14 protein-coding genes and 1 pseudogene are annotated in these 22,311 nt (G+C 71.6%); 11 read left to right on the top strand and 4 right to left on the bottom strand.

Annotation, left to right across the window (positions count from 1 at the left end; translation table 11 throughout):
- Positions 1–270: 270 nt before the first annotated feature.
- The 6 genes from AAC944_RS02260 to sbnA all read left to right on the top strand — a co-directional run bounded on the left by AAC944_RS02260 (position 271) and on the right by sbnA (position 11,421).
- Positions 271–1,296, top strand: coding sequence for an alpha/beta fold hydrolase (locus AAC944_RS02260; RefSeq protein ID WP_030607333.1), 1,026 nt, complete (start codon positions 271–273; stop codon positions 1,294–1,296).
- A 1,028-nt stretch (positions 1,297–2,324) separates the two neighbouring features.
- On the top strand, positions 2,325–4,796 hold the full coding sequence (locus tag AAC944_RS02255) for a Pls/PosA family non-ribosomal peptide synthetase (RefSeq protein ID WP_438272845.1): 2,472 nt from the start codon (positions 2,325–2,327) through the stop codon (positions 4,794–4,796).
- 238 nt (positions 4,797–5,034) lie between these two features.
- Positions 5,035–8,286, top strand: a complete 3,252-nt coding sequence (locus AAC944_RS02250; protein WP_030607338.1) for a non-ribosomal peptide synthetase — start codon at positions 5,035–5,037, stop codon at positions 8,284–8,286.
- A 27-nt stretch (positions 8,287–8,313) separates the two neighbouring features.
- Complete coding sequence (locus AAC944_RS02245) at positions 8,314–9,315, top strand: TauD/TfdA family dioxygenase (protein WP_030607340.1); 1,002 nt, start codon at positions 8,314–8,316, stop codon at positions 9,313–9,315.
- Complete coding sequence (gene sbnB, locus AAC944_RS02240; protein WP_030607343.1) at positions 9,312–10,382, top strand: 2,3-diaminopropionate biosynthesis protein SbnB; 1,071 nt, start codon at positions 9,312–9,314, stop codon at positions 10,380–10,382. The genes AAC944_RS02245 and sbnB overlap by 4 nt, the downstream gene beginning before the upstream one ends.
- Before the next feature lie 52 nt (positions 10,383–10,434).
- Positions 10,435–11,421, top strand: coding sequence for a 2,3-diaminopropionate biosynthesis protein SbnA (gene sbnA / locus AAC944_RS02235; RefSeq protein ID WP_030607346.1), 987 nt, complete (start codon positions 10,435–10,437; stop codon positions 11,419–11,421).
- Between the two features lie 28 nt (positions 11,422–11,449).
- On the opposite strand, the gene AAC944_RS02230 is transcribed toward sbnA, so the two are convergent.
- Positions 11,450–12,445, bottom strand: coding sequence for an EamA family transporter (locus tag AAC944_RS02230; RefSeq protein ID WP_078888232.1), 996 nt, complete (start codon positions 12,443–12,445; stop codon positions 11,450–11,452).
- A 57-nt stretch (positions 12,446–12,502) separates the two neighbouring features.
- Between AAC944_RS02230 and AAC944_RS02225 the strand changes: the two genes are divergently transcribed.
- Positions 12,503–13,399 (top strand): LysR family transcriptional regulator, encoded by an 897-nt coding sequence (locus AAC944_RS02225; protein ID WP_037771050.1) that lies wholly within the window; start codon positions 12,503–12,505, stop codon positions 13,397–13,399.
- Here the strand turns inward: AAC944_RS02225 and AAC944_RS02220 are convergent.
- The 3 genes from AAC944_RS02220 to AAC944_RS02210 all read right to left on the bottom strand — a co-directional run bounded on the left by AAC944_RS02220 (position 13,380) and on the right by AAC944_RS02210 (position 17,931).
- Positions 13,380–16,508 (bottom strand): glycoside hydrolase family 2 TIM barrel-domain containing protein, encoded by a 3,129-nt coding sequence (locus AAC944_RS02220; protein WP_030607354.1) that lies wholly within the window; start codon positions 16,506–16,508, stop codon positions 13,380–13,382. The genes AAC944_RS02225 and AAC944_RS02220 overlap by 20 nt on opposite strands.
- A gap of 97 nt (positions 16,509–16,605) precedes the next feature.
- Positions 16,606–17,355, bottom strand: coding sequence for a maleate cis-trans isomerase family protein (locus tag AAC944_RS02215; protein ID WP_051871287.1), 750 nt, complete (start codon positions 17,353–17,355; stop codon positions 16,606–16,608).
- A gap of 36 nt (positions 17,356–17,391) precedes the next feature.
- Positions 17,392–17,931 carry a MarR family winged helix-turn-helix transcriptional regulator gene (locus tag AAC944_RS02210; protein WP_051871288.1) on the bottom strand — a complete coding sequence of 180 codons (540 nt, stop codon included), beginning with the start codon at positions 17,929–17,931 and terminating at the stop codon, positions 17,392–17,394.
- A 79-nt stretch (positions 17,932–18,010) separates the two neighbouring features.
- On the opposite strand from AAC944_RS02210, the gene AAC944_RS02205 reads away from it, so the two are divergent.
- The 4 genes and pseudogenes from AAC944_RS02205 (at position 18,011) to AAC944_RS02190 (ending at position 22,290) form a co-directional block, all read left to right on the top strand.
- Positions 18,011–19,297, top strand: coding sequence for a multidrug effflux MFS transporter (locus AAC944_RS02205; protein WP_030607363.1), 1,287 nt, complete (start codon positions 18,011–18,013; stop codon positions 19,295–19,297).
- Positions 19,298–19,407: 110 nt separating this feature from the next.
- A pseudogene (locus AAC944_RS02200) lies at positions 19,408–20,242 on the top strand (sensor histidine kinase); the annotation flags it as partial.
- Positions 20,239–20,880 (top strand): response regulator, encoded by a 642-nt coding sequence (locus AAC944_RS02195; RefSeq protein ID WP_030607366.1) that lies wholly within the window; start codon positions 20,239–20,241, stop codon positions 20,878–20,880. The pseudogene AAC944_RS02200 and the gene AAC944_RS02195, both read left to right, overlap by 4 nt.
- 141 nt (positions 20,881–21,021) lie before the next feature.
- A complete protein-coding gene (locus AAC944_RS02190; RefSeq protein ID WP_030607368.1) occupies positions 21,022–22,290 on the top strand; it encodes an aspartate aminotransferase type Ic in 1,269 nt (422 codons plus the stop codon).
- Positions 22,291–22,311: the final 21 nt, after the last annotated feature.

Here is a 22,311-nt window from a genome sequence, read left to right as displayed (position 1 = left end):
ACCGTCCGGCGGCAGGTCCCGGCGCGCAGTACATTCCCGTGCTCACGACGAGGAATGCCTGCAGTGGCCACGGAAGGACCGGGCAGGAGCACGGGACGGCGCCCGTGCGGAAGACGGCCAAAACCGGGCACCGGGCGCCGGGCGCGGCGGTCCGCGGGGCCCGGCCGCGGGGCGCCGGGTTGCCGGATCGGCAAGAAACGTCGCGACCGCCGGGCGGCACGCAGAGGATCATGAGAGACCGGCCCGCGACCTGCCCCCAGAGGAGGAAACATGCCGCAGCCCTCTCCCGTACCGAGCCGTTCCGTTCCGGAGACCCCCGTGCCGGAACCACGGCACCGCTCGGTGCGCACGCCCGGTGGCCGTATCCACCTCGTCGAGCAGGGGACCGGTCCGCTGGTCCTCTTCCTCCACGGTTTCCCCGAGTCCTGGTACTCCTGGCGGCACCAGCTCCCGGCCGTGGCCGCCGCGGGCTACCGGGCGGTGGCCATCGACGTCCGTGGGTACGGCCGCTCCTCCGCACCCGGTGCGGTGGACGCGTACCGGATGCTGGAGCACGTGGCGGACAACGCCGCCGTCATCGAGGCCCTGGGCGCCGGGAGCGCGGTCGTCGTGGGGCACGACTGGGGCTCTCCCATCGCCGCCAACACCGCACTGCTGAGGCCCGAACTCGTATCGGCGGTGGGGCTGTTGAGTGTTCCGTACGCGCCGCGGGGCGGGCCCCGGCCCTCCGAGGTGTTCTCCCGGATCGGCGGCGACGAGGAGTTCTACGTCAGCTACTTCCAGGAGCCCGGCCGGGCGGAAGCCGAGATCGAACCCGATGTCCGCGGCTGGCTGGCGGGTTTCTACGCCGGGCTCTCGGCCGACACCATGCCGCCGGCCGAGGAGCCCGGTCTCTTCTTCGTGCCCCGAGGCGCGCGGATGCGCGACCGCTTTCCCACCGGCGCCCTGCCGGCCTGGCTCACCGAAGCCGTTCTCGACCACTACGCGGGGGAGTTCGAGCGGACGGGGCTGACCGGCGCGCTCAACCGTTACCGCAACGCCGACCGGGACTGGGCGGACCTCGCCCCGTGGGACGGCGCGCCCGTCACCCAGCCGTCGCTCTTCCTCGGCGGCGCCCTGGACGCTTCGGCCGGCTGGCTGAGCGCGGCCATCGAGGCGTTCCCCAAGACCCTTCCTGGCCTGGTCTCCTGCCGGCTCCTGGAGGGCTGCGGGCACTGGATCCAGCAGGAGCGTCCCGCCGAGGTGAACCGGATACTCCTCGACTGGCTCGGTTCCCCGGAAGTGGGAGTCGGCTAAATCACACACCGTCCGACGGCGCCGGCCAGAGGCCTTCAGCAACGGTGAGCGCCTGTCGCCCCTCGCGGCACTTCCGGCGGTGGGCGGTGGGGCGCACTCCGGGGTTGACAGCGGGCGGCGCACGCGGGCGCGTGCTCCTGGAGCGCGCGCCCGCCCCTTTCTGACCGTGGCGCATGAGGCCGCCCGGTTCCGTTGTTCCGTCGTGCTACCTGCACGAACACCTGTGGGTGAACCGCTTCTCGCCGAGTTCGGCCGCCGGATGGTTCCCGGGTCGGGGCGTGCTTAACCTGCTGTCACCACCTATGCGCGTCTCGAGGGGGAGCCGTGCTCATGACGTCGATGCAGGGTTACGACAAGCTGGTCGGTAGGGGGGAAGCGTCAGGGTCGGGGGGCCCGGGCGCACACAGGGAACGGGGGGAGTTCCTGGACCGCACATCGCAACGACGGCCGGCCCCGGCCGTGCGCGCCGCGGGGGCGTGCACGGTGATCGCGCCGCCGAACCGTGTCCAGTACCGACGGACCTGTACCTCCGTGCTCTCCGGGCGTACGGGCGCGGCGGGCCGGTGTGCCCGCGTACCCGCCCCGGCGCGCAGCAGATCCCTCAGGACGTGCGGATACCTCGACCGGGCAGCGCTCAGGGCCGGGTTCACCGGCCGGGCGGCCGACCCGGAAGCGCCACAGGGGCCCGACAGCGCTCCGGCCCTGAACCACCGCACCGAGGAACCGGGTCACCCCACAGAGGACCCGGGCCACGCCGAGGACGACGGCGAGAGCGATCACCGCGAGCACACCGGGCCGTGGGCCGAGCCTGCCCTCGTGGCGGGCCGTATTGCGCGTGCCTGTAGTGAGCCCTTTCTTCTCGTGCCTCGGGACGCCGCCCTGCCCTGCCCCGGGAGGCGGCTGCCGAGGGCGTCGCGCCAGTCCCCCCACCACGCAGAACGAATGCATTGAATTCGCGCACGGCCATCGACATTGACTTACAAGGAGCTCACGTGGTGGGAAAACCTGTCGAGTTCTCGACAGCGGATCTGGTTGAATCTTCAACTATTCACAATGGGGACACCGCACCATCGACCCGTACCGAGCGGAAGTTCGCCGAGCTGCTGGCCGGTGTGGTCAAGGCCGAACGTGTGTCGGTCGACAGTCACTTCTTCGATGACCTCGGCGCCAACTCCTTGCTCATGGCCCAGTTCTGCGCGCGGGTGCGGAAGCATGACGACCTGCCCTCGGTCTCCATGAAGGACATCTACCGGCACCCGACCATCCGCAGCCTGGCCACGGCCCTGCCGGCCGTCCCGGCCGTACCGGTACCGGTCGTCCCCGAGGAGCCGGCGCCCGCCGGCAGCACGCGGCGGTACGTACTCTGCGGAACCGCGCAACTGCTGATCTTCCTTGCGTACTCCTATCTCGCCGGACTGGTCACGGTCCGCGGCTTCACCTGGGTCTCCGCCGGCTCCGGCCTCGGCGACATCTACCTGCGGTCGGCCCTTTTCGGCACTGCCGGCTTCCTCGGCATGTGCCTCTTTCCGGTGGCGGCCAAATGGATTCTCGTCGGCCGCTGGCAGACCTGCGAATTCCCGGTGTGGAGCCTGGCTTATCTGCGTTTCTGGACCGTCCGGGTACTGATCCACGCGAACCCGATGCGGTTCTTCATCGGCAATCCGCTGTACGTGCTGTACCTCCGGGCCCTCGGTGCGCGCATCGGCAGGAACGTCACGATCCTCTCGCCCGCCGTTCCGGTCTGCACCGACCTGCTCACCATCGGCGCCGGCACGGTGATCCGCAAGGACGCGTACTTCCTCTGCTACCGGGCGCACGCCGGGCGGATCCAGACCGGCCCCGTCACCCTCGGCCGGGACGTCTACATCGGCGAGCGCAGCGTACTGGACATCAAGACGTCGCTGGGCGACGGCGCCCAGCTGGGCCACGCCTCGGCGCTGCAGAGCGGCGAGGCCGTACCGGCCGGGCAGCACTGGCACGGGTCGCCCGCACAGCGGACGGACGTGGACTACGTACGCGTCGCGCCGGCCGGCTGCGGCACCCTGCGCCGCTTCGGCTACGGCTTCCTCACGCTGGTGCAGGTGTGCGTCGTCTACGTGCCGCTCGGGGTCGGTGTCATGTACCTCCTGCTGACGGAGGTCCCCGCGCTCGGCAGGTGGCTGGGGCCGGGCACCGAAGGGCTCACCTCCGCGGCGCTCTACCTCGACGCGCTGGTCATCTCCCTGGTGGTGTTCTTCGGCTTCACCCTGCTGGGCATGGTCTGGCTGTTCACCGTGCCGCGCCTGCTGAACCTGCTGGTCAAGCCGGACAAGGTGTATCCGCTGTACGGCTTCCACTACTCGGTGCACCGGGCCATCGCACGGATGACCAACAACAAGTTCTTCAAGTGGCTCTTCGGCGACAGCTCCTACATCGTCCACTACCTGCGCTACCTCGGGTACGACATGTCCCGGATCGAGCAGACCGGGTCCAACTTCGGCACGGACGTGGCACACGAGACGCCGTTCCTCGCCACCATCGGCAGCGGCACGATGGTCGCCGACGGACTGTCGATCATCAACGCGGACTTCTCCAGCAGCTCCTTCCGCGTGTCCCGGGCGTCGATCGGCGCGCACAACTTCCTCGGCAACTTCATCGCCTACCCCGCGGGCGGCAGGACGGGAGAGAACTGCCTGCTCGCGACGAAGGTGATGGTGCCGCTGGACGGCGAGGTCCGGGAGGGCGTGGGGCTGCTCGGCTCGCCGAGCTTCGAGATCCCCCGCTCCGTGGAGCGGGACATCCGCTTCGACCACTTCCGCACGGGCGACGAGTTCCGCCGGCGCCTCGCGGCGAAGAACCGGCACAACACCGTCACGATGGCCCTCTTCCTGTTCCTGCGGTGGGTGCACGTCTTCGTGCTCACCGTGCTGGCCGTCGCGGCCATCGAACTGTACGGCGTGGTCGAGCAGTTGCTGATCGCGGCCTACATGGCGCTCAGCATCGCCTTCACCGCCGTCTACTTCAGCATGGTGGAGCGGGTCATCCTGCGGTTCCGCCCGCTGCGGCCGCAGCTGTGCTCCATCTACGAGCAGTACTTCTGGTGGCACGAGCGCCTGTGGAAGGTGCCCGACACCCACTTCAACGCGTTCAACGGCACCCCGTTCAAGAATCTGCTGTGGCGGATGCTGGGCGTCCGGCTCGGCCGCCGGGTCTTCGACGACGGCTGCTACATCACCGAGCGGACGCTCACGGCCGTCGGGGACGACGCCACGCTCAACATGGGAAGCAAGATCCAGTGCCACTCGCAGGAGGACGGCACCTTCAAATCCGACCACAGCACCATCGGCAACGGCTGCACGCTGGGCGTCGGAGCCCTGGTCCACTACGGCGTGACCATGGGTGACGGCGCGGTGCTCGCCGCCGACTCCTTCCTCATGAAGGGGGAGGAGATCCCGCAGCGGGCCCGATGGGCGGGAAACCCGGCAACCGAGACGCACCCCGTGCACCAGGGGAGTGCGTGACGCAGGAGCCATGCGGCATGCCGGACGACGCACAGCACACCGCAACCGGGACCGGAACGCGGCCCCTTGGCGCGGAGAGGGCGGCGGGGCCGCCGCTGCCGGCGAGTCCGAGGACCCGGCGACAGGGCCGGTCATCAGGCCGGCCAGGACATCGGTCAGAACAGCAGGAACACCTACCGCGCCGCGCTGGACAGCGGCGCGCGGCACCGTGGCAACGGTGAACGGAGGGGGAAGATCCATGGGAAAGCCAGCCGAGACCGGTCGGGACTTCTGGCGGGGGGCGCTCGTGGGAGGCGGCGTCACCGCGCTCCCGCGGTGGACCCGGCAGCCGGTGCCGGGCGTCGCGGAGCAGGTGGCGAGCGTGCCGGCCGAGGTGGTGACGGCGTTGCGCCGGCTGGCGGAGGAGCTGGCGGTGCCGTTCGACTCCCTGCTGCTGGCCGCGCACGCCAAGGTCCTCGCGGCCCTGGCGGGCGAACGGGAAGTGGTGACCGGCCTGGTCACCGTCCGGGGCGGCCGGCCGCTGCCCTGCCCGCTGACGACCGACGCCGGCACCTGGCGTGCGGTGGTCGAGGAGACCGACCGCGTGGCCGCGTCCGTCCTGACGCACCGTGAGTTCCCCGTCGAGGAACTGCGGCAGGAACTGGACGTGGCGGGTCCTGAGCACGAGACGGTGTGGGACCCGACCGGCGGCGACGGTGAGCCGTCCGGGAACACCGTGCTGTGGGCGGGCATCGAAGCCCGGGACGAGGAACTGGTACTGCGGCTGCGGTACCGCACCGAGGCGATGGACGAGGAGTGCGCGGCCCGCGTCGCCGGCTACCACCGCCGCGCGCTCGCACTGCTGGCCGCGGGACCCGACGCCGAGCACGCACGGCAGAGCCTGCTCTCCGCCGACGAGCTCCGCTTCCAGCTCGAAGGGCTCGCCGGACCGCGGCGCGCACTGCCGGACGTCCGCTTCCACGAACTGTTCGAGCAGCGGGTACGCGCCCACCCGGACGCCGTCGCCGCCGTGCAGGGCACCCGGCAGTGGACGTACCGCGAACTCAACGCCCGCGCCAACCAGCTGGGGCGCGCCCTGCTGACCCGCGGGCTGCGCCGAGAAGGCGTCGTCGCGGTGGTGACCGAACGCAACCTGGACTGGATGGCGGCCGTCCTGGCCGTCTTCAAGGCCGGTGGCGTCTACCTGCCCGTCGAGCCGCACTTCCCGGCCGACCGCATCGCCACCACGCTCAGCCGCGCCGAGTGCGCCTTCGTACTGACCGAGCCCGGCAGCACCGGCACCCTCGACGAGGCCCTGACCACCGTGCCCGGCGCCCACAAGCTCTTCATCGACGCCGCGTACGAGGAGGGGCACGCCGAGGACGACCTCGGCATCCCCGTCGCGCCGGACCAGCTCGCGTACATCTACTTCACCTCCGGCTCCACCGGCGAGCCCAAGGGCGCGATGTGCGAGCACGCCGGCATGCTCAACCACCTGTACGCCAAGATCGAGGACCTGGGTGTCGGCGAGGGGCAGGTGGTCGCCCAGACCGCTCCCCAGTGCTTCGACATCTCGCTGTGGCAGCTGGTCTCCGCGCTGCTGGTCGGCGGCCGGACGCTGCTGATCGGGCAGGACGCGGTGCTGGACGTCCAGCGGTTCGTCGACACCGTCGTCGACGGCCGGGTGGGTGTGCTCCAGGTCGTCCCGTCCTACCTCGAAGTCGTGTTGTCGGCACTGGAGGCGGCGCCCCGCGACCTGCCGGACCTGCGGTGCGTGTCGGTCACCGGCGAGGCGCTGAAGAAGGAGCTGGCCCAGCGGTGGTTCGCGGCCCAGCCCGGGATCAAGCTGGTCAACGCCTACGGTCTCACCGAGACCTCGGACGACACCAACCACGAGGTGATGGTCCGGCCGCCCGAGGGCGACCGGGTGCCGCTCGGCCCGGCCGTGCGCAACGTGCGCGTGTACGTCGTCGACGAACACCTCGCGCCGGTGCCGCTCGGTGCCCCCGGCGAGATCGTCTTCTCCGGCGTCTGCGTCGGCCGCGGCTACATCAACGACCCGGAGCGGACCCGGCAGGCGTTCCTGCCCGACCCGCACCGTGCCGGTGAACGCCTCTACCGGAGCGGTGACCAGGGCCGGTGGCAGGCCGAGGGCAAGCTGGAGTTCCTCGGCCGCCGGGACACCCAGGTCAAGATCCGCGGCTTCCGGATCGAGATCGGGGAGATCGAGAATGCGCTGCTGCGGATGGCCGGCGTACGGGACGGTGCCGTGGTCGTCGCCGAGCGCGCCGACCGCAGCAAGCACCTGGTGGCGTTCTACGCCGGGCGCGAGCTGCCGGTCACGGCGTTGCGCAGGGGGCTGGGGGAGTCGCTGCCCGGCTACATGGTGCCCGCCGCCTTCCACTGGCTGGAGAGCCTGCCGCTGACCGCCAACAGCAAGATCGACCGGAAGGCGCTGACCGCGCTGGCCGGCCGGCTGGGCGAGGCCGAGGAGGAGTACCACGCGCCGCGCACCGCGACCGAACGGCGGCTGGCCGCCGCCTGGTCGGCCGTCCTGGGCATCCCGCAGGAACGGATCGGCCGCCAGGACCACTTCTTCGACCGGGGCGGCACCAGCCTGTCGGCGGTGAAGCTGGCCGTCACCCTCAAGCGCGCCGTCTCCCTGAAGGACGTCACCCGGCACCCCGTCCTGGCCGACCTGGCCGACGTGGTCGACGGCCGGTCCGTACGCCGCGACGGACTGCTGCACGCCCTGGCGGAGCCGGGGGGCGGAACGACCGGGGCGCTGGTCTGCTTCCCGTACGCCGGCGGCAACGCGGTGAACTTCCAGCCCCTGGCCCGCGCCCTGCGCGGCAGCGGGCGCGCGGTGTACGCCGTGGAACTGCCCGGCCACGACCTGACCGCCCACAGCGAGCCGTTCGCGCCGCTGGCGGAGGTGGCCGAGCAGGTCGTCACCGAGATCGTCCGGCGTGGCCTGAACGACGTCCTGTTGTGGGGCCACTCCTCGGGCACCGCCTTCGCCACCGAGACGGCCCGGCGGCTGGAGCGGCGCGGAGTGACGGTACAGCGGCTCTTCCTCGCCGCGCAGCTGCCCGGCGACGCCGCGGACCGGCAGGCCGCCATGGCCGAACTGTCCGCGCGCGACAACGCACAGATCGCCGCGCGGCTCGGCGCGGAGGGCGGATACACCGAACTGGAGGAGCTGGACGCCCAGCGCGCCGAACACGTCGGCGCGGCCTACCGGCACGACTGCCTCGCGGCCCATCAGTACTTCGCCGACCTGCTGGCGGCGCCGCCCACGGAGAAGCTGGCCGCCCCGGTCACCGTGGTCGCGGCCGCCGACGACCCGGTCACGGCCGACGCCGGGGACCGGTACCGCGACTGGCAGCTGCTGGCCGACGACGTCCAGCTGCACGAACTGACCGAAGGCGGTCATTACTTCCTGCGCACCCGCCCTGACCAGGCGGCAGAGGCCGTGCAGGCCGCCGCCGCTCTGCTGGCTTCTTCTTGAGAACCGGTAACGAAAGGAAGATCAGAAATGTCGTCATTCCCGGCGTCCCTGCTCGATGTGGAGCGGCAGCCAGGCAGGCCCCCGATGCTGCGGGCCGAGACCGCAGGTGACGCGACGAGCTGGGTGGCCGAGCACCGCGATGCGCTGCGCGCCGCCGTTGCCGAACACGGCTCGCTGCTCGTCCGCGGCCTGGGCTTACGGGACGCCTCAGGGGCCGGAGCCGTCTTCCACCGGCTGGCCGATGAATTGCTGAGCGAGAAGGAGGCCTTCGCGCCGCGGCGGACCTACGCCGACGGGGTGTACTCCTCGACCAAGTGGCCGCCGAACCAGCAGATGTGCATGCACCACGAGCTGAGTTACACCCTCACCTTCCCTGGCCTGATGATGTTCGCCTGCCTGACCGCGCCCGCCGAGGGCGGGGCCACCGCCGTGGCCGACGCGCCCACCGTGCTCGACGCGCTGCCCCGGAAGCTGGTCAAGCGGTTCCAGAAGGAGGGCTGGCTGCTCACCCGCAGTTACAACGAGGACATCGGCGCGTCCTGGGCGGAGGCCTTCGGTACCGAGAACCCCAAGGAGGTCGAGGAGTACTGCCAGGCCAACGCGATCGCCTTCGAGTGGCAGAAGGACGGCGGACTCCGCACCCGCCAGCGCCGCAGCGCCGTGGTGCACCACCCGGTCACCGGCAAGCGCTGCTGGTTCAACCAGATCGCCTTCCTGAACGAATGGACGATGGATCCGGACGTGCACGAATTCATGGTGGACGAGTACGGCGCGGACGGGCTGCCGTTCAACACCCGTTTCGGCAACGGGGAGCCGATCGGGAAGGACATCGTGGACCTGCTCACCACGATCTACGAGGAGCACACCGTCCGGGAGCCGTGGCAGGCCGGCGATCTGCTGCTCGTGGACAACGTCCGTACCGCGCACAGCAGGGAGCCCTTCGAGGGGCCGCGTGAGGTGCTGGTGGCGATGGCCGACGGTGTGCGGCTGGCCGACTGCTCGCCCACGGTCGAGGTGACGGCTCGATGACGACCACCGACTCCGCCGCCGCCCGCTCCACCGGAGAGGGCCCCTCGGGGGTGCCGCCGTTCTCGGTGATCTCCGGTTCCCAGGTCCAGCGCGCCCTGCAGGGACGCGAGCGGCAGATCGTCGACCTGGTGGAGGCCACCTACCGGCTGCACGACGCCGGCGAAACGGTCAACCCGCCGTCGTACTTCCTGCGGTTCCCGGACCGCCCGTCCTCCCGGATCATCGCCCTGCCGGCCTCGGTGGGCGGCCCGGCGCGGGTGGACGGCCTGAAGTGGATATCCAGCTTCCCCGAGAACGTGGCGGCCGGCATCCCGCGGGCCTCGGCGGTCCTCATCCTCAACGACCACGACACCGGCTATCCCTTCGCCTGTCTGGAGAGCTCGATCATCTCCGCCACCCGGACGGCCGCCTCGGCGGCGTCGGCGGCCGACTGGCTCAGCCGCGGCCGGCCGCGTCCGGTACGCGTCGGGTTCTTCGGCACGGGCCTGATCGCCCGCTACATCCACACCTTCCTGGCCGCCACCGGCTGGGAGTTCGAGGAGATCGGCGTGCACGACGTGTCCGCCGACAGCGCGGCGGGCTTCCGTACGTATCTGGAACAGTCCGGCACCACCGGCCGGATCACCATCCACGACAGCGCCGAGCAGCTGATCCGCCTGAGCGACCTGGTCATCTTCGCCACCGTCGCCGGCCGGCCGCACGTCAGCGACGTGTCGTGGTTCGCACACCATCCACTGGTGCTGCACGTCTCGCTGCGCGACCTCGCGCCGCAGATCGTGCTCGCCTCGTCCAACATCGTCGACGACGTCGAACACTGCCTGAAGGCCGACACCTCACCGCACCTGGCCGAACAGCTCTCCGGCAACAGGAACTTCCTGCACGGCACGCTGGCCGAGGTGATGACGGGGAAGGCGCGGCCACCGGCGGGCCGCCCGCTGGTCTTCTCGCCGTTCGGACTGGGGGTCCTGGACCTGGCGGTCGGCAAGTACGTCTACGACGAAGTGGTCCGCTCGGGGGAGCTGCACGTCATCGACGGCTTCTTCCACGAGTTACGCCGGTACGGATGAGCGGCCGGAACCTGCGGCCGCACATGGGGGGTCATCAAATGAGGGGGTCATCGTGCCAGTCATATCCGTTCCCCTGGAGTTCAATGAGGAAGAGCTCTACGTCGATCTGCGCTCGTCGTTCGGACAGCCACTGTTCCTGAAGTGCGAGGGCTTCAACTTCGCCGGTTCGATCAAGCTGAAGGCCGCCGCCGAGATGGTCGCGGCCGCCGAGCGCAGGGGGGTCCTGCTGCCCGGGTCGGTCATCATCGAGTCCTCGTCCGGGAACCTGGGCGTGGCGCTGAGCATGATCGCGGCGAGCAAGGGCTACCGGTTCCTGTGCGTGACCGATCCGCGGTGCAACCTCTCCACCCGGCGCATGATGGAGGCGCTGGGCAGTGAGGTGCACATCGTCACCGAACCGGACCCCGAGAACGGGTACCTGGGTGCCCGGCTGGACTACGTCCGGCAGCTGTGCGCGTCCGACGACCGGTACGTGTGGCTGAACCAGCACGCCAACCCGGACAACTGGAAGGCGCACTACCGCACCACCGCACCCGCCATCGCCCGCCAGTTCCCCGACCTGGACGTGCTGTTCGTCGGCGCCGGCACCACCGGCACGCTGATGGGCTGCGCGCGCTACTTCTGGGAGTGGCGCCGCAGGGTGCGGGTGGTGGCCGTCGACAGCGTCGGCTCGGTCACCTTCGGCGGCCCGCCCGGCCGCCGGATGATCCCGGGCCTGGGCACCAGCGTCCGCCCGGCACTGCTGGACGAGTCCTACGTGGACGAGGTGATCCAGGTGGAGGAGGCGGACACCGTCCGCGCCTGCCACCGCCTGGCCCGCAGCGGTTTCCTGTTCGGCGGCTCCACCGGCACGGTGGTCAGCGGCGCGACGGAATGGCTGGCCCGACACGAGGACCGTGACCTGACCGCGGTGGCGATCGCCCCTGACCTCGGTGAGCGCTACCTCGACACCATCTACCAGTCCAACTGGGCGCAGGACCTGTACGGAGAGGAGATCCTCGACCACGACGCGCTGACGGCCGGCTCGCGCTCGGCCTGACACCCGCGCCACCAGATGTCCACCACGGTCACCGGCTCCGCTGCGTAAGGGGGCCGGTGCCCGCGTGTGTCACGGCCTCCGCGACGGGGTTCTTCTCGGCCCGGGCCGGGCGCGCGGCAGAGGTCAGCACGCTGACGCCGTTCGCGGTCACGATCGCCCCGATCGCCAGCCATTCGAGCCAGTGCAGTGCCTGGCCCAGCATCACCCAGCCCACCAGCGCGGCCAGCACCGGATTGACGCTCATGAAGATGCCGAAGAAGCGGGCCGAGACCCGGCGCAGCGACAGCAGGTCGGCCAGCATGGGCACCGCCGAGGACAGCACGCCGGCCGCCGCCGCGTACGCCACCGCGCTCACCGTGGGCGGCCGGTGCGCCAGTACGGCGATCCCGACCGGCACGTACAGCACGGCGGATATCCCGGCTGCCGCCGCCGACCCCTCGGTGCCCGGCAGACGGGCGCCGACCGTCCGGTTGAGGAGGATGTAGGCGGCCCAGCACGCGGCCGCGAGCAGGCCGAGCCCGATTCCCGCGTAGTCCGTACTCGGCTGGGGGCGGGTCAGCGCCACCACGGCGGCCCCCGCGACCAGCGCGCACAGTCCGTCGGTCAGCCGGCGGGACGCGGCCAGCGCCACCGCGAGCGGGCCGCAGAACTCCAGCGTCACCGCCAGGCCCAGCCCGATCCGGTCGATCGCGGTGTAGAGGGACAGGTTCATGGTGGCGAACGCCGCCGCCAGACAGAGCACCGGCCACCACTGCCGCCAGGTGAAGGCCCGCACCCTCGGCCGGCCCACCACCAGCAGCACCGCACCCGCCACCCACTGCCGTACCGCCACCACACCCGCCGGCCCGATGACGGGGAACGCCAGCGCGGCGGTCGCGGCACCGACCTGGTTGGCCAGCCCGCTGCCGGCCATCAGCGCCGTCCCCGCCGGCCGGCCCGACCCGGGAGTCACAGCCGCCCGCTTCCCGGCGGCCGGCCGGAAAGAGTCCCCTCCACAGTGCTCACGCGTCATGCACGGCAGCATCCGCCGCTCGCCCGCATACGCAAAATGCATGCGAGAACGTATCTATACGCTGGAGTCATGGATATGGAACTGCGTCATCTGCGGTGCCTCGTGGCCATCGTCGACGCCGGGAGCTTCACCGACGCCGCCATCGAGCTCGGGGTCTCGCAGGCCGCCGTATCCCGCACGCTCGGTGCGCTCGAAGGCGTCCTCGGGGTGCAGCTGCTCCACCGCACCAGCCGGAACGTCACCCCCACCACCGCGGGCGTCCAGGTGCTGGCCCGCGCACGGCAGCTGCTCTCCGACGCCGACAACCTCATACGCGAGGCGACCACCGGCCACACCCGGCTGCGCATCGGCCACGCCTGGTCGGCCATGGGCCGCCACACCGCCGCGTACCAGCGCCGCTGGGCAGCCCTCCGGCCCGACGTCGAGCTGCACCTGGTGCGCACGAACTCCGCCACCGGCGGCCTGGCCGAGGGCCTGTGCGACCTCGCCGTCGTCCGCAGACCGTTCGACGGCGAGCGCTTCGCCTCCGCCGCCGTCGGCCAGGAACGGCGGTACTGCGCGCTGGCGGCGGACGACCCGTGGGCCGGGCGCCGCTCCGTCCCGCTGGCCGACGCCGCCACCCGCACCGTGCTCGCCGACCGGCGCACCGGCACCACCACCGCCGAGCTGTGGCCGGAAGGCGGCCGGCCCGTCATCGAACACACCCGGGACGTCGACGACTGGCTCGCGGCGATCGCCGCGGGCCGCGGCATCGGGATCACCCCCGAGAGCACCGCGAGCCAGTACCGCCGCGACGGCATCGTCTTCCGCCCACTGCGCCACGCCCCGCCGGTCACGGTCCACCTCATCTGGCGGCGTCACGACCCCCACCCCGCGACGCACGCCGCCGTCGCGCTGCTGGCGGACCTCTACCGGGAGGCGGCGCCCCGGCGGCGGCCGGGGCCGGCTAGGACCCGTCGGCGCTGAGACCGACGATACGGAGGAACCCGTTCTCCTTGCCGGGGTGGCGGCTCGCCAGGTCGAGCCTGATCCGGGTGGTGCGGACGGCGTCGAACGTGACCCGGGTGGGGGTCTCCGAGGCCTCCGCCCAGTCGATGCGGACCCGGTCCGCCGGCACGTACTCCCTGCCTTCCCAGTAGCTGACGGTGAGTGAGGCCGGGAGCGCGTACGTGGCGTCATCCGTCGTGAACGACACGTCGAGACCGGAGACCTCACGCCGGCGTGACCAGGCGACCGCCACCCAGTCGGCGGCGCGGGCCGCGCTGACGGCGGGCAGCAGGCCCGTCGCCGCCATGCGGTAGTGGTTGGACCAGCCGGTGGCCGGGTCGCCGTCCAGCATCGCGGCCGGCACGGTGTCCGGCGCGCCGGAGAAGCTCGCGTCCGCTGTCGGTCCGCCGGAGGCGGCCTCGCGCACGCCGGTGTCCGTCGCCGCCGGGGGAGCCGCGGCACTCGCAGAAACGCCCTGCCCGTGCCCCGTGACAGCGATCCGGGCCGATGCCGAGTGCAGGCCCTTCGCCCGCGCCGTGACCGTGACCGCCCCGGCCCCCTCGGCCGGCCGTACGATCGCGAGGGCCTTGCCGTGGAAGGCGGACCGGACGGGGGAGCGGTAGTTCTCGGCGCTCTCCTGCTGCCCGTTGTCGGCGCCGGCCAGATGCCCGCCGGTCACCTGGAAGGTGAGGGCGTGGTCCGCGTCGGGCACGACGACGCCCCGGGAGTCGGTGACCTCGGCGGTGACGAAGACGAGGCCGTCCCCGGCCACTTCCTTCCGGTCCGGGGTCAGCCGCACCGCCGCTGCCTCGCCTGCCGTGCGCAGTGTGTCGCGGGCGACCTCGCGTCCGTTCCGCCGCGCCACCGCCACGAGCTTGCCCGGCTCGAAGGGCACCTGCCAGGTGAGGTGGAGCCGGCCCGCGCTGCCGTTGGGGCTGGTGTAACTGCCCGGGTACGGGCCCGAGGTGACGGTCTTGTCGTCCCCGGTGGCCTCGGTGGTCTCCAGGTACTCCCGGCCGTACGCCGTCTTCTTGCGGTCGAAGCGGCGCACCCCGACCGACCGGCCGTTGAGGAAGAGCTCCACGCTGTCGGCGTTGGTGTAAGCCCACACCGTCACCTCGTCCTTGGCGCGGTGCCCGGTCCAGTCCATGGGCAGCAGATGCACCATCGGCGTCTCGCTCCACTGACTGCGGAAGAGCGAGAACTGGTCCTTGGGGAAGCCGGTGGTGTCGACGGCGCCGAAGAACGAGGACTTCACCGGGAAGACGTCGTCGTACGGTGTCGGCTCACCGAGGTAGTCGATGCCGGTCCAGAGGAACTGGCCGCCGAAGAACTCCCGGTCACGGTCCTTCTTCAGGGCGTACTCGCCGCTCATCGTCCACGACTCCAGGTTGTTGTCGTACGACGAGGCGCCGCGCCGCCCGGGCGTGTAGTTCTCGCCCGTGTTGAGCTGCCCGGGACTCTCGTACACCCCACGGGTCGAGGTGCTCGACGAGCTCTCGGACTCGAAGAAGAACGTGTCCGGGTACTTCTCGTGCAGCGCGTCGACGGAGGCTGCGGTGTTGTAGTTGAGCCCCACGCCGTCGAGCATGCGGAGGATACGGTCCTGCGGTGAACCGTCCTTCGGCACACTGCGGTACTTGTCCGAGCCGATCACCACCGCCCGGGTCGTGTCGACCGACTTCACGGCCGCGATCAGCCGCTCCGCCATCGCCACCCCGGCCTCGCTGGTGCTGTCCGGGATCTCGTTGCCGATCGACCACATCACCACGGCGGGCGAGTTCTTCGCCGCGTGCACCATCTCCTTGATGTCGGCTTCGCTGTGCTCGTCGAAGAACCGGCCGTAGTCGTACCGGTTCTTCGGCGTGCGCCAGCAGTCGAACGCCTCGACCTGCAACAGAATGCCCAACTCCGCGCAGAGCTCGACCACCTGGGGAGCCGGCGGATTGTGCGAGGTCCGCAGGGCGTTGACGCCCATCTCCCGCATGATCTCCAGCTGCCGCCGGGCCGCGTCGGGATGGAAGGCGGCACCCAGCGCACCGAGGTCGTGGTGGAGGTTGACGCCCTGCAGCTTCATCCGTTCGCCGTTGAGCGAGAAGCCGTGCCGGGGGTCGAAGGTGGCCCACCGCAGGCCGAAGGGCGTGCTCGTCTCGTCGACGGTCCGGCCGCGCACGGTGACGCGGGTGTCGACGGTGTAGAGGTACGGGCGCCGCACCGACCAGAGGCGGGGCTTGTCGATGCGCAGGTCCAGCGGCGTCGTCGACGGGTCACCGCCCAGCGTGACGGAGGCGGACTCCGAGGCGACCTGCCGGCCGGCCGCGTCCCGCACCGTCGCCGTCACCTGGGCCCGTACGGACGTGTGCTCCTCGCTCACGGCGGTCACCGCGACGCGGACCGCGGCCCGCCCGGCCGCGACGGCCCGCGCCAGTCCGGGCGTGGTGACCGTGACCCCGTGCCGGACGATGTGCACGGGGTCGGTGACCACGAGCCGTACGTCCCGGTGGATGCCGCTGCCGGAGTACCAACGACTGCTGGGCACCTGGTTGCGGGCCCGGACCGACAGGGTGTTGCCGGTCCGGCCGTCGGTGTGCGCCAGGCCGGTGAGGTCCACGGCGAAGCCGGTGTAGCCGTACGGGTGGGTGGCGACCAGCTGCCCGTTGAAGTGCACCTGCGCGTCCATGTAGACGCCGTCGAACTCGACGGAAATCCGCTTGCCCGCGGTCTTCGCGGGCAGTGTGAAGGTCTTGGTGTACCAGCCGAGACCGCCGGGGAGATAGCCGCTGCCCGCCGTCGTGCGGTCGTCCTTGACGGGGTCCAGGCCGATGCTCCAGTCGTGCGGCACGTCCACCTCGCGCCAGGCCGGGTCGTCGTCGGCGGGCCGGGGCGCGTCCTCACCCGTGGTGTTGACGAGGGCGAACCGCCATCCGCGGCAGAGGTCGTTCGCCCGCCGTGCGGTCGGTGCCGCATCCGCAGCGGGCTTCGCCCGCCCGGCAGCCGACACCGGGGAGCCCACTGCCAGTTGCGCACCGAGGACTCCGCCGAGGGAGGCGCCGGCTGTGCCCAGAACCACGCGTCGTGAGATGGCCATGTGTGCCTTCCGGTATGCCGTGAGGGTGACGAGGCAGCTGAACGCGCTGAGTCTGTCGACTCCTGTTGATATATGTCAATGAACAAAACAAAAGTTCTCAACAATGCTCCAGGAGGCGCTGTCCGCTGCCGCGCGCACGCGACCCGACGGCGCGCAACAGCGCCCAGACCGTGGCCTGGTTGGCGCTGATGACGGGCTTGCCGAGGCGGTCCTCAAGAGCGGGGATGACGTCGTACGTCGGCAGGGCGGTGCAGCTGATGAACACCGCGTCGGCTCCCGGCCGGTCACCTGCGGCGACGGCGTCCCCGACCTGCCCGGTGCGCACGCCGTACACGTCGTCGACCGCATCCAGCCCCAGTGCGGTGCGGCCGGCCACCTCGAACCCGGTCGCCTCCAGGTAGCCGGCCAAGTACCGGTCCACGGGCGCCTGGTACGGATGGACCACCGCGACCCGGCGGGCACCGACGGCCCGCAGGGCCGCGGTGACGGCGCCACTGGTCGTCAGGGCCTGCCGCACCCCCTGTGCCGCCATCTCCTCCCGCAGCGCGGCCTCGCCGTCCACGCCATCGGCGAAACTGCACGCAGTGCAGAGGTACGCCACGGCCTCCGGCAAGCCGCCGGCCGTCCGCCGCAACTCCCCCAGCGGCTCCGTGAGCACCCCGGGCCGGCTGAGCCGGGAGACCAGCTGCCAGTTGTCCTCGTACGCCACCCGCCGGGTGAAGGCCAGCGCGCACGTCACCTCCGGCGGCACCCACCGCGACAGCTCCGCCCGCCGGGTGAAGTCGAACGAGGCCACCACCCCGACCCGCCGCCCGCCTGGCTCCGCTGCCTCGACGCCGTACCGCATGGGGCCGAGGCTAGTGGGGCGGGGGAGCGGAGCGGGTCAGGCGGGCGGTGCGGTGCGGGTGCTGCCCACGCCGGCGAGCGGGCCTTCGGCCACCCGGCGCTCCATGACCTCGGCGAGCCGGGCCAGCGCGTCCACGATCCGGGCCCGGTCGTCGCCCAGCTCGGCGAGGAGTTCGGCCTCGACGGCGAGCTGGCGCGGGAAGAGGGCGTCGATGGCTTCCTTGCCGGCGGGGGTGACGGTGACGAGTGCGGCCCGGCGGTCGGCGGGGTTGGGCGCGCGCTCGATGAAGCCGCGCTTCTCCAGCTTGGCCAGTGCCTTGCTCATGCCGGCCCGGGAGACGCCCATGTTCTCGGCGAGTCGGCGGGCGATGGCGGGTTCGTCCGCGTACCGCAGCGGGACCAGCACGTCCAGCTCGGGCGCGGTGAGCGGCGCGCCGTCGTAGAGCGGCTCGACCGCCTGGTCGAACAGGGCGATGATGCGTTTGGCCAGCGCCACCACCTCCATGGGCGAGGTGTCCAGACCGGGGTTGTGGGCGGCCCACTGCTCGCGGATGACGGACGGGGGGAGGGGCAGCACGGACGCTCCTTCGTGAACCGGTGAGCTTTGTCAACCAGTGAACTTTGTAAACCAGTGAACTATTGGTTACCTTTCCCGAATGGTATCTCCGCCTCATACTCACAGTACCGCCGAAGAGGCCCCGCGCACCGCCGACGCGGCCCCGGCCGCCGCCGCGACGCAGCCGCGCAAGCGTGCGGGCGCCCTGATCGCGGTCCTCGGCGCGCTCACCGGCATCGCCCCGCTCGCCACGGACATGTACGTGCCGGGCTTCCCCTCCATGGGCGAATCCCTGCACGCGAGCAGCTCCGCCGTCCAGCTCACCATGACCACCTTCCTGGCCGGTCTCGTCGTCGGACAGGTGCTGGTGGGGCCGGTCAGCGACGGCCTGGGCCGGCGCGGACTGCTGATCTGGGGCGGCGTCGGCTTCACCGTGCTGTCCCTGGCCTGCGCCGTCGCCCCGAACGTCGAGGTGCTGACCGCCGCCCGGTTCCTTCAGGGCGTCTGCGGAGCCGCGGGCATGGTCCTGGCCCGCGCGGTGATCACCGACCGCTTCCACGGTCCGGACATCCCGCGCTACTTCGCGCTGCTGTCACAGATCCTCGGTGTCGCACCGGTCGCGGCGCCCGTCGTCGGCGGCGTCATCCTCTCGGTCGCCACCTGGCGCGCCGTCTTCGTCGTCCTGGCCGTCATCGGCGCGGTACTGCTGCTCTCGGTGCTGGCCAAGGTCCCGGAGTCGCTGCCGCCCGAGCGCCGCCACAGCGGCGGCATCGGCGGCACCTTCCGCGCGATGGGCACCCTGATGGGCAACCGTGCCTTCATGGGGTACGTACTCGTCCTCGGCTTCAGTGCGGCAGCCCTCTTCGCCTACATCAGCGGATCGAGCTTCGTCTTCGAGAACCTCTACGGCGTCTCCGCCACGGTCTACTCGCTGATCTTCGCGTGCAACGCGATCGCCATGCTCATCGCCGGGGCGGTCTTCGGCAGGCTCGCACGCCGCCACATCCCCCTGAACACACTGCTGACCGCCGGAGTCTGCCTCTCGGTACTGGGCGCACTGGCGCAGGTCCTGCTGCTGCCCACGGTCGGCGGCACCCTGGCCGGCACCTGGATCTGCCTGTTCCTCACCCTGGGCGGCGTCGGCATGACCTTCCCCGCGACGATGAGCCTCGGCCAGACCCTGGGCCGCGCAGCGCCCGGTGCGGCCTCGGCCCTCCTCGGCGGCCTCCAGTTCCTCTTCGGCGCGGCAGCCTCCCCCCTGGTGGGCGCCTTCGGCGAAGGGAGCTCGGCCCCGATGGCCCTCATCATGCTCATATCCCTCGCCGCGGCGGCCCTCTGCCTGGTCGCCCTGGTCCGCCCCTGGCAGCACCGGGACGCCATGCGGTGACCAACTGGGTGCAGGCCCGTGCCACCGCGCTCCGGTAGGTGGTCTCGCGGTGGAGCAGGTACCTCCACCGCGATGTGCGCCCCATGTGCCTGGGCGCGCTGTCCTGCTGGGCCGTGGCCGCGGTCGCCACCGCTGTCTTCCTCCACATGCAGCGGCAGTCAGCGCGCCAGCGCGCCCTGATCGACGACCTCGTCCGCACGCGCCGCGACCTCGCCGCCACCGAACGCCGTGAAGGCACGCTCACCGAGCGTGAGCGGCTCGCCATGGAGATCCACGACACGCTCGCCCAGGGGCTGTCCGGCCAGCGCATGCTCCTGCAGGCCGCCGACCGGATCTGGCACACGGCACCGGACCGGGCCCGCGGCCACGTCCACGCGGCCGCCGCGGTGGCCGAGCGCAACCTCGCCGAGGCACGGCGCTTCGTCCACGACCTCACACCGGCCGACCTGGCCGAGGGCGGCTCCTTCACCGAGGCGCTGCGCACGCTCGCCGTACGGGAGAGTACGGACACGCTGACCGTGCGCTGCCACATCGAGGGCACACCGGCCGCACTGCCCGACCGGATCGAGGCCACACTGCTGCGCATCGCCCAGGGTGCCCTGGCCAACGTACGCGAACACGCCCACGCGACGACCGCCACCCTCACCCTGACCTCCCTGGACGACCAGATCGTCCTGGACATCGCGGACGACGGCCGCGGCTTCGTCCCCGACATCGGTACCGCCCCCGTTACTGCCCCCGTTACCACCCCCGGCCGCCCGGACCTGCGCGGATGGCCTGCCCGCCATCCGCGCCCGGCTCCGCCAGGCCGGTGGTGCCCTGACCGTCGAGTCGGCCCCGGGCGAGGGCACCGTGCTCTCCGCCTCGATCCCCCTGGGCCCGGTGAGCGCCGGTCCTGGTCCTGGCCCCGGTCCCGTCCCACCGAACCCTTCGGAGCACCCGTGAGCACCCCACCCCGTCCCGTACGGCTGCTGATCTGCGACGACCACGCGGTCGTACGGGCCGGACTGCTCGCCCTGCTGGGCAGCGCGCCGGACATCGAGGTCGTCGGCGAGGCCGGCAGTGGTGAGGAGGCGGTGGCGCTGGCCGCGCAGCTCGTACCGGACGTGGTCCTCATGGACCTGCAGCTCGGGCCCGGCATCGACGGAGTCGAGGCCACCCGCCGCAGCACGGCTCTCCGGGACGGTGCCCCGTACGTACTCGTCCTCACCACCTACGACACCGACGCCGACATCACCCGCGCCATCGAGGCGGGCGCCACCGGTTATCTGCTCAAGGCCGAGCGGCCCGAGGAACTGTTCGCGGCCATCCACTCCGCCGCGCAGGGCCGCACCGCGCTGTCGCCGCCGGTCGCCGGGCGGGTCATGGCCCGGATGCGCAGCCCGCGCCCTTCCCTCACCGCCCGGGAGCTGGACATCCTCGGCCAGCTCGCCCGGGGCCTGGGCAATCGCGACATCGCCCGCGCCCTGTTCATCAGCGAGGCCACCGTGAAGACCCACCTGGGCCGTATCTACGACAAACTCGGCGTCGACACCCGCTCCGGCGCCGTTGCGGTCGCCAAGGAGCAGCGCCTGCTGCCCTGACCCCGCACCGCGCGAGCGGAGCGGCCCGGCACTTCATCCCCTTGCTTATCCGCATGCGCATGCGTACTCGGGTAAGTATTCTCAGCGCCGCCGCCCGTGAGGGCCGCGGCAGTGAGCAATACCCGCAGGAGAGGACAACGCATGACCACCGAGCTGAACCCCGACGCCCTGACCGGGCTTCTTGAGCAGGCCCGGCAGGACTACCAGGACCTCGCCGGACGCGGGCTCTCGCTCGACCTCACCCGGGGCAAGCCCGCGCCGGAGCAGCTCGACCTCTCCGACGACCTGCTGAGCCTGCCCGGCGGGCGGCGCACCGCGGCCGACGGCACGGACGTACGCAACTACGGCGGCCTCCAGGGCCTGCCCGAGCTGCGGGAAATCTTCGCCGAGGTGCTCCAGGTGCCGGCCGCGCAGCTGCTCGCACTCGGCAACTCCAGCCTTGAGCTGATGCACGACTGCCTGGTGCACGCACTGCTGGGCAAGGTCCCCGGCGCCGAGTCGCGCTGGGTGGACCAGGAGCGCATCGCGTTCCTGTGCCCGGTGCCCGGCTACGACCGGCACTTCGGCCTCTGCGAGCGGTTCGGCATCGACATGATCCCGGTGCCGATGACCCCCGAGGGCCCGGACATGGACGTCGTGGCGCGGCTTGCCGCCGAGGACCCGGCGGTCAAGGGCATCTGGTGCGTGCCGAAGTACAGCAACCCGGACGGGGTCTGCTACAGCGACGCCACCGTGGCGCGGCTCGCCTCGATGCCCACCGCCGCACCCGATTTCCGGATCTTCTGGGACAACGCCTACGCCGTCCACCACCTCACGGACGAGCCCGTCGAGATCGCCGACCTGCTCGCCGCCTGCGCCGAGGCCGGCAACCCGGACCGCGCTTTCGTCTTCGGCTCCACCTCGAAGATCACCGCGGCGGGTGCGGGGGTCGCCTTCTTCGGCTCGTCGCCGGAGAACGTGCGCTGGCTCCTCGCCCACAACGCCAAGCGGTCGATCGGCCCCGACAAGATCAATCAGCTGCGGCACGTCCTGTTCCTGCGGGACGCCGACGGGGTGCGGGCCCACATGGAGCGCCAGCGCGCCCTGCTCCGGCCCAAGTTCGAGACGGTCGCGCGGATCCTCGACGCCGAGCTGGGCGGCACCGGGCTCGCCACCTGGACCTCACCCAAGGGCGGCTACTTCGTGACCCTGGAGGTACCGGACGGCTGCGCCAAGGAGGTCGTACGCCGCGCCGCCGAGGCGGGCATCGTGCTGACCCCCGCCGGCGCCACGCACCCGTACGGCGACGACCCGCGTGACGCGGTCATCCGGATCGCCCCCAGCTACCCGGGCCTCGCGGAGCTGGAGCAGGCGATCGAGGGCCTGGCCGTCTGCGTCCGCCTCGTGGGCTACGAGAAGCAGGCCGGCTGACCCGGCCCGCCCGGCCTCGCT

This window comes from Streptomyces sclerotialus (assembly GCF_040907265.1).
Taxonomy (GTDB): domain Bacteria; phylum Actinomycetota; class Actinomycetes; order Streptomycetales; family Streptomycetaceae; genus Streptomyces; species Streptomyces sclerotialus.
This window is presented reverse-complemented; position numbering and strand designations above follow the sequence as displayed.

What these genes read in the sequence shown, in the direction of transcription:
- AAC944_RS02260 (WP_030607333.1), top strand. Translation starts at nt 271, where the DNA reads ATGCCGCAGCCCTCTCCCGTACCGAGCCGTTCCGTTCCGGAGACCCCC.
- AAC944_RS02250 (WP_030607338.1), top strand. Translation starts at nt 5,035, where the DNA reads ATGGGAAAGCCAGCCGAGACCGGTCGGGACTTCTGGCGGGGGGCGCTC.
- AAC944_RS02245 (WP_030607340.1), top strand. Translation starts at nt 8,314, where the DNA reads ATGTCGTCATTCCCGGCGTCCCTGCTCGATGTGGAGCGGCAGCCAGGC.
- sbnB (WP_030607343.1), top strand. Translation starts at nt 9,312, where the DNA reads ATGACGACCACCGACTCCGCCGCCGCCCGCTCCACCGGAGAGGGCCCC.
- AAC944_RS02230 (WP_078888232.1), bottom strand. Translation starts at nt 12,445, where the DNA reads ATGCTGCCGTGCATGACGCGTGAGCACTGTGGAGGGGACTCTTTCCGG.
- AAC944_RS02225 (WP_037771050.1), top strand. Translation starts at nt 12,503, where the DNA reads ATGGATATGGAACTGCGTCATCTGCGGTGCCTCGTGGCCATCGTCGAC.
- AAC944_RS02220 (WP_030607354.1), bottom strand. Translation starts at nt 16,508, where the DNA reads ATGGCCATCTCACGACGCGTGGTTCTGGGCACAGCCGGCGCCTCCCTC.
- AAC944_RS02215 (WP_051871287.1), bottom strand. Translation starts at nt 17,355, where the DNA reads ATGCGGTACGGCGTCGAGGCAGCGGAGCCAGGCGGGCGGCGGGTCGGG.
- AAC944_RS02205 (WP_030607363.1), top strand. Translation starts at nt 18,011, where the DNA reads ATGGTATCTCCGCCTCATACTCACAGTACCGCCGAAGAGGCCCCGCGC.
- AAC944_RS02190 (WP_030607368.1), top strand. Translation starts at nt 21,022, where the DNA reads ATGACCACCGAGCTGAACCCCGACGCCCTGACCGGGCTTCTTGAGCAG.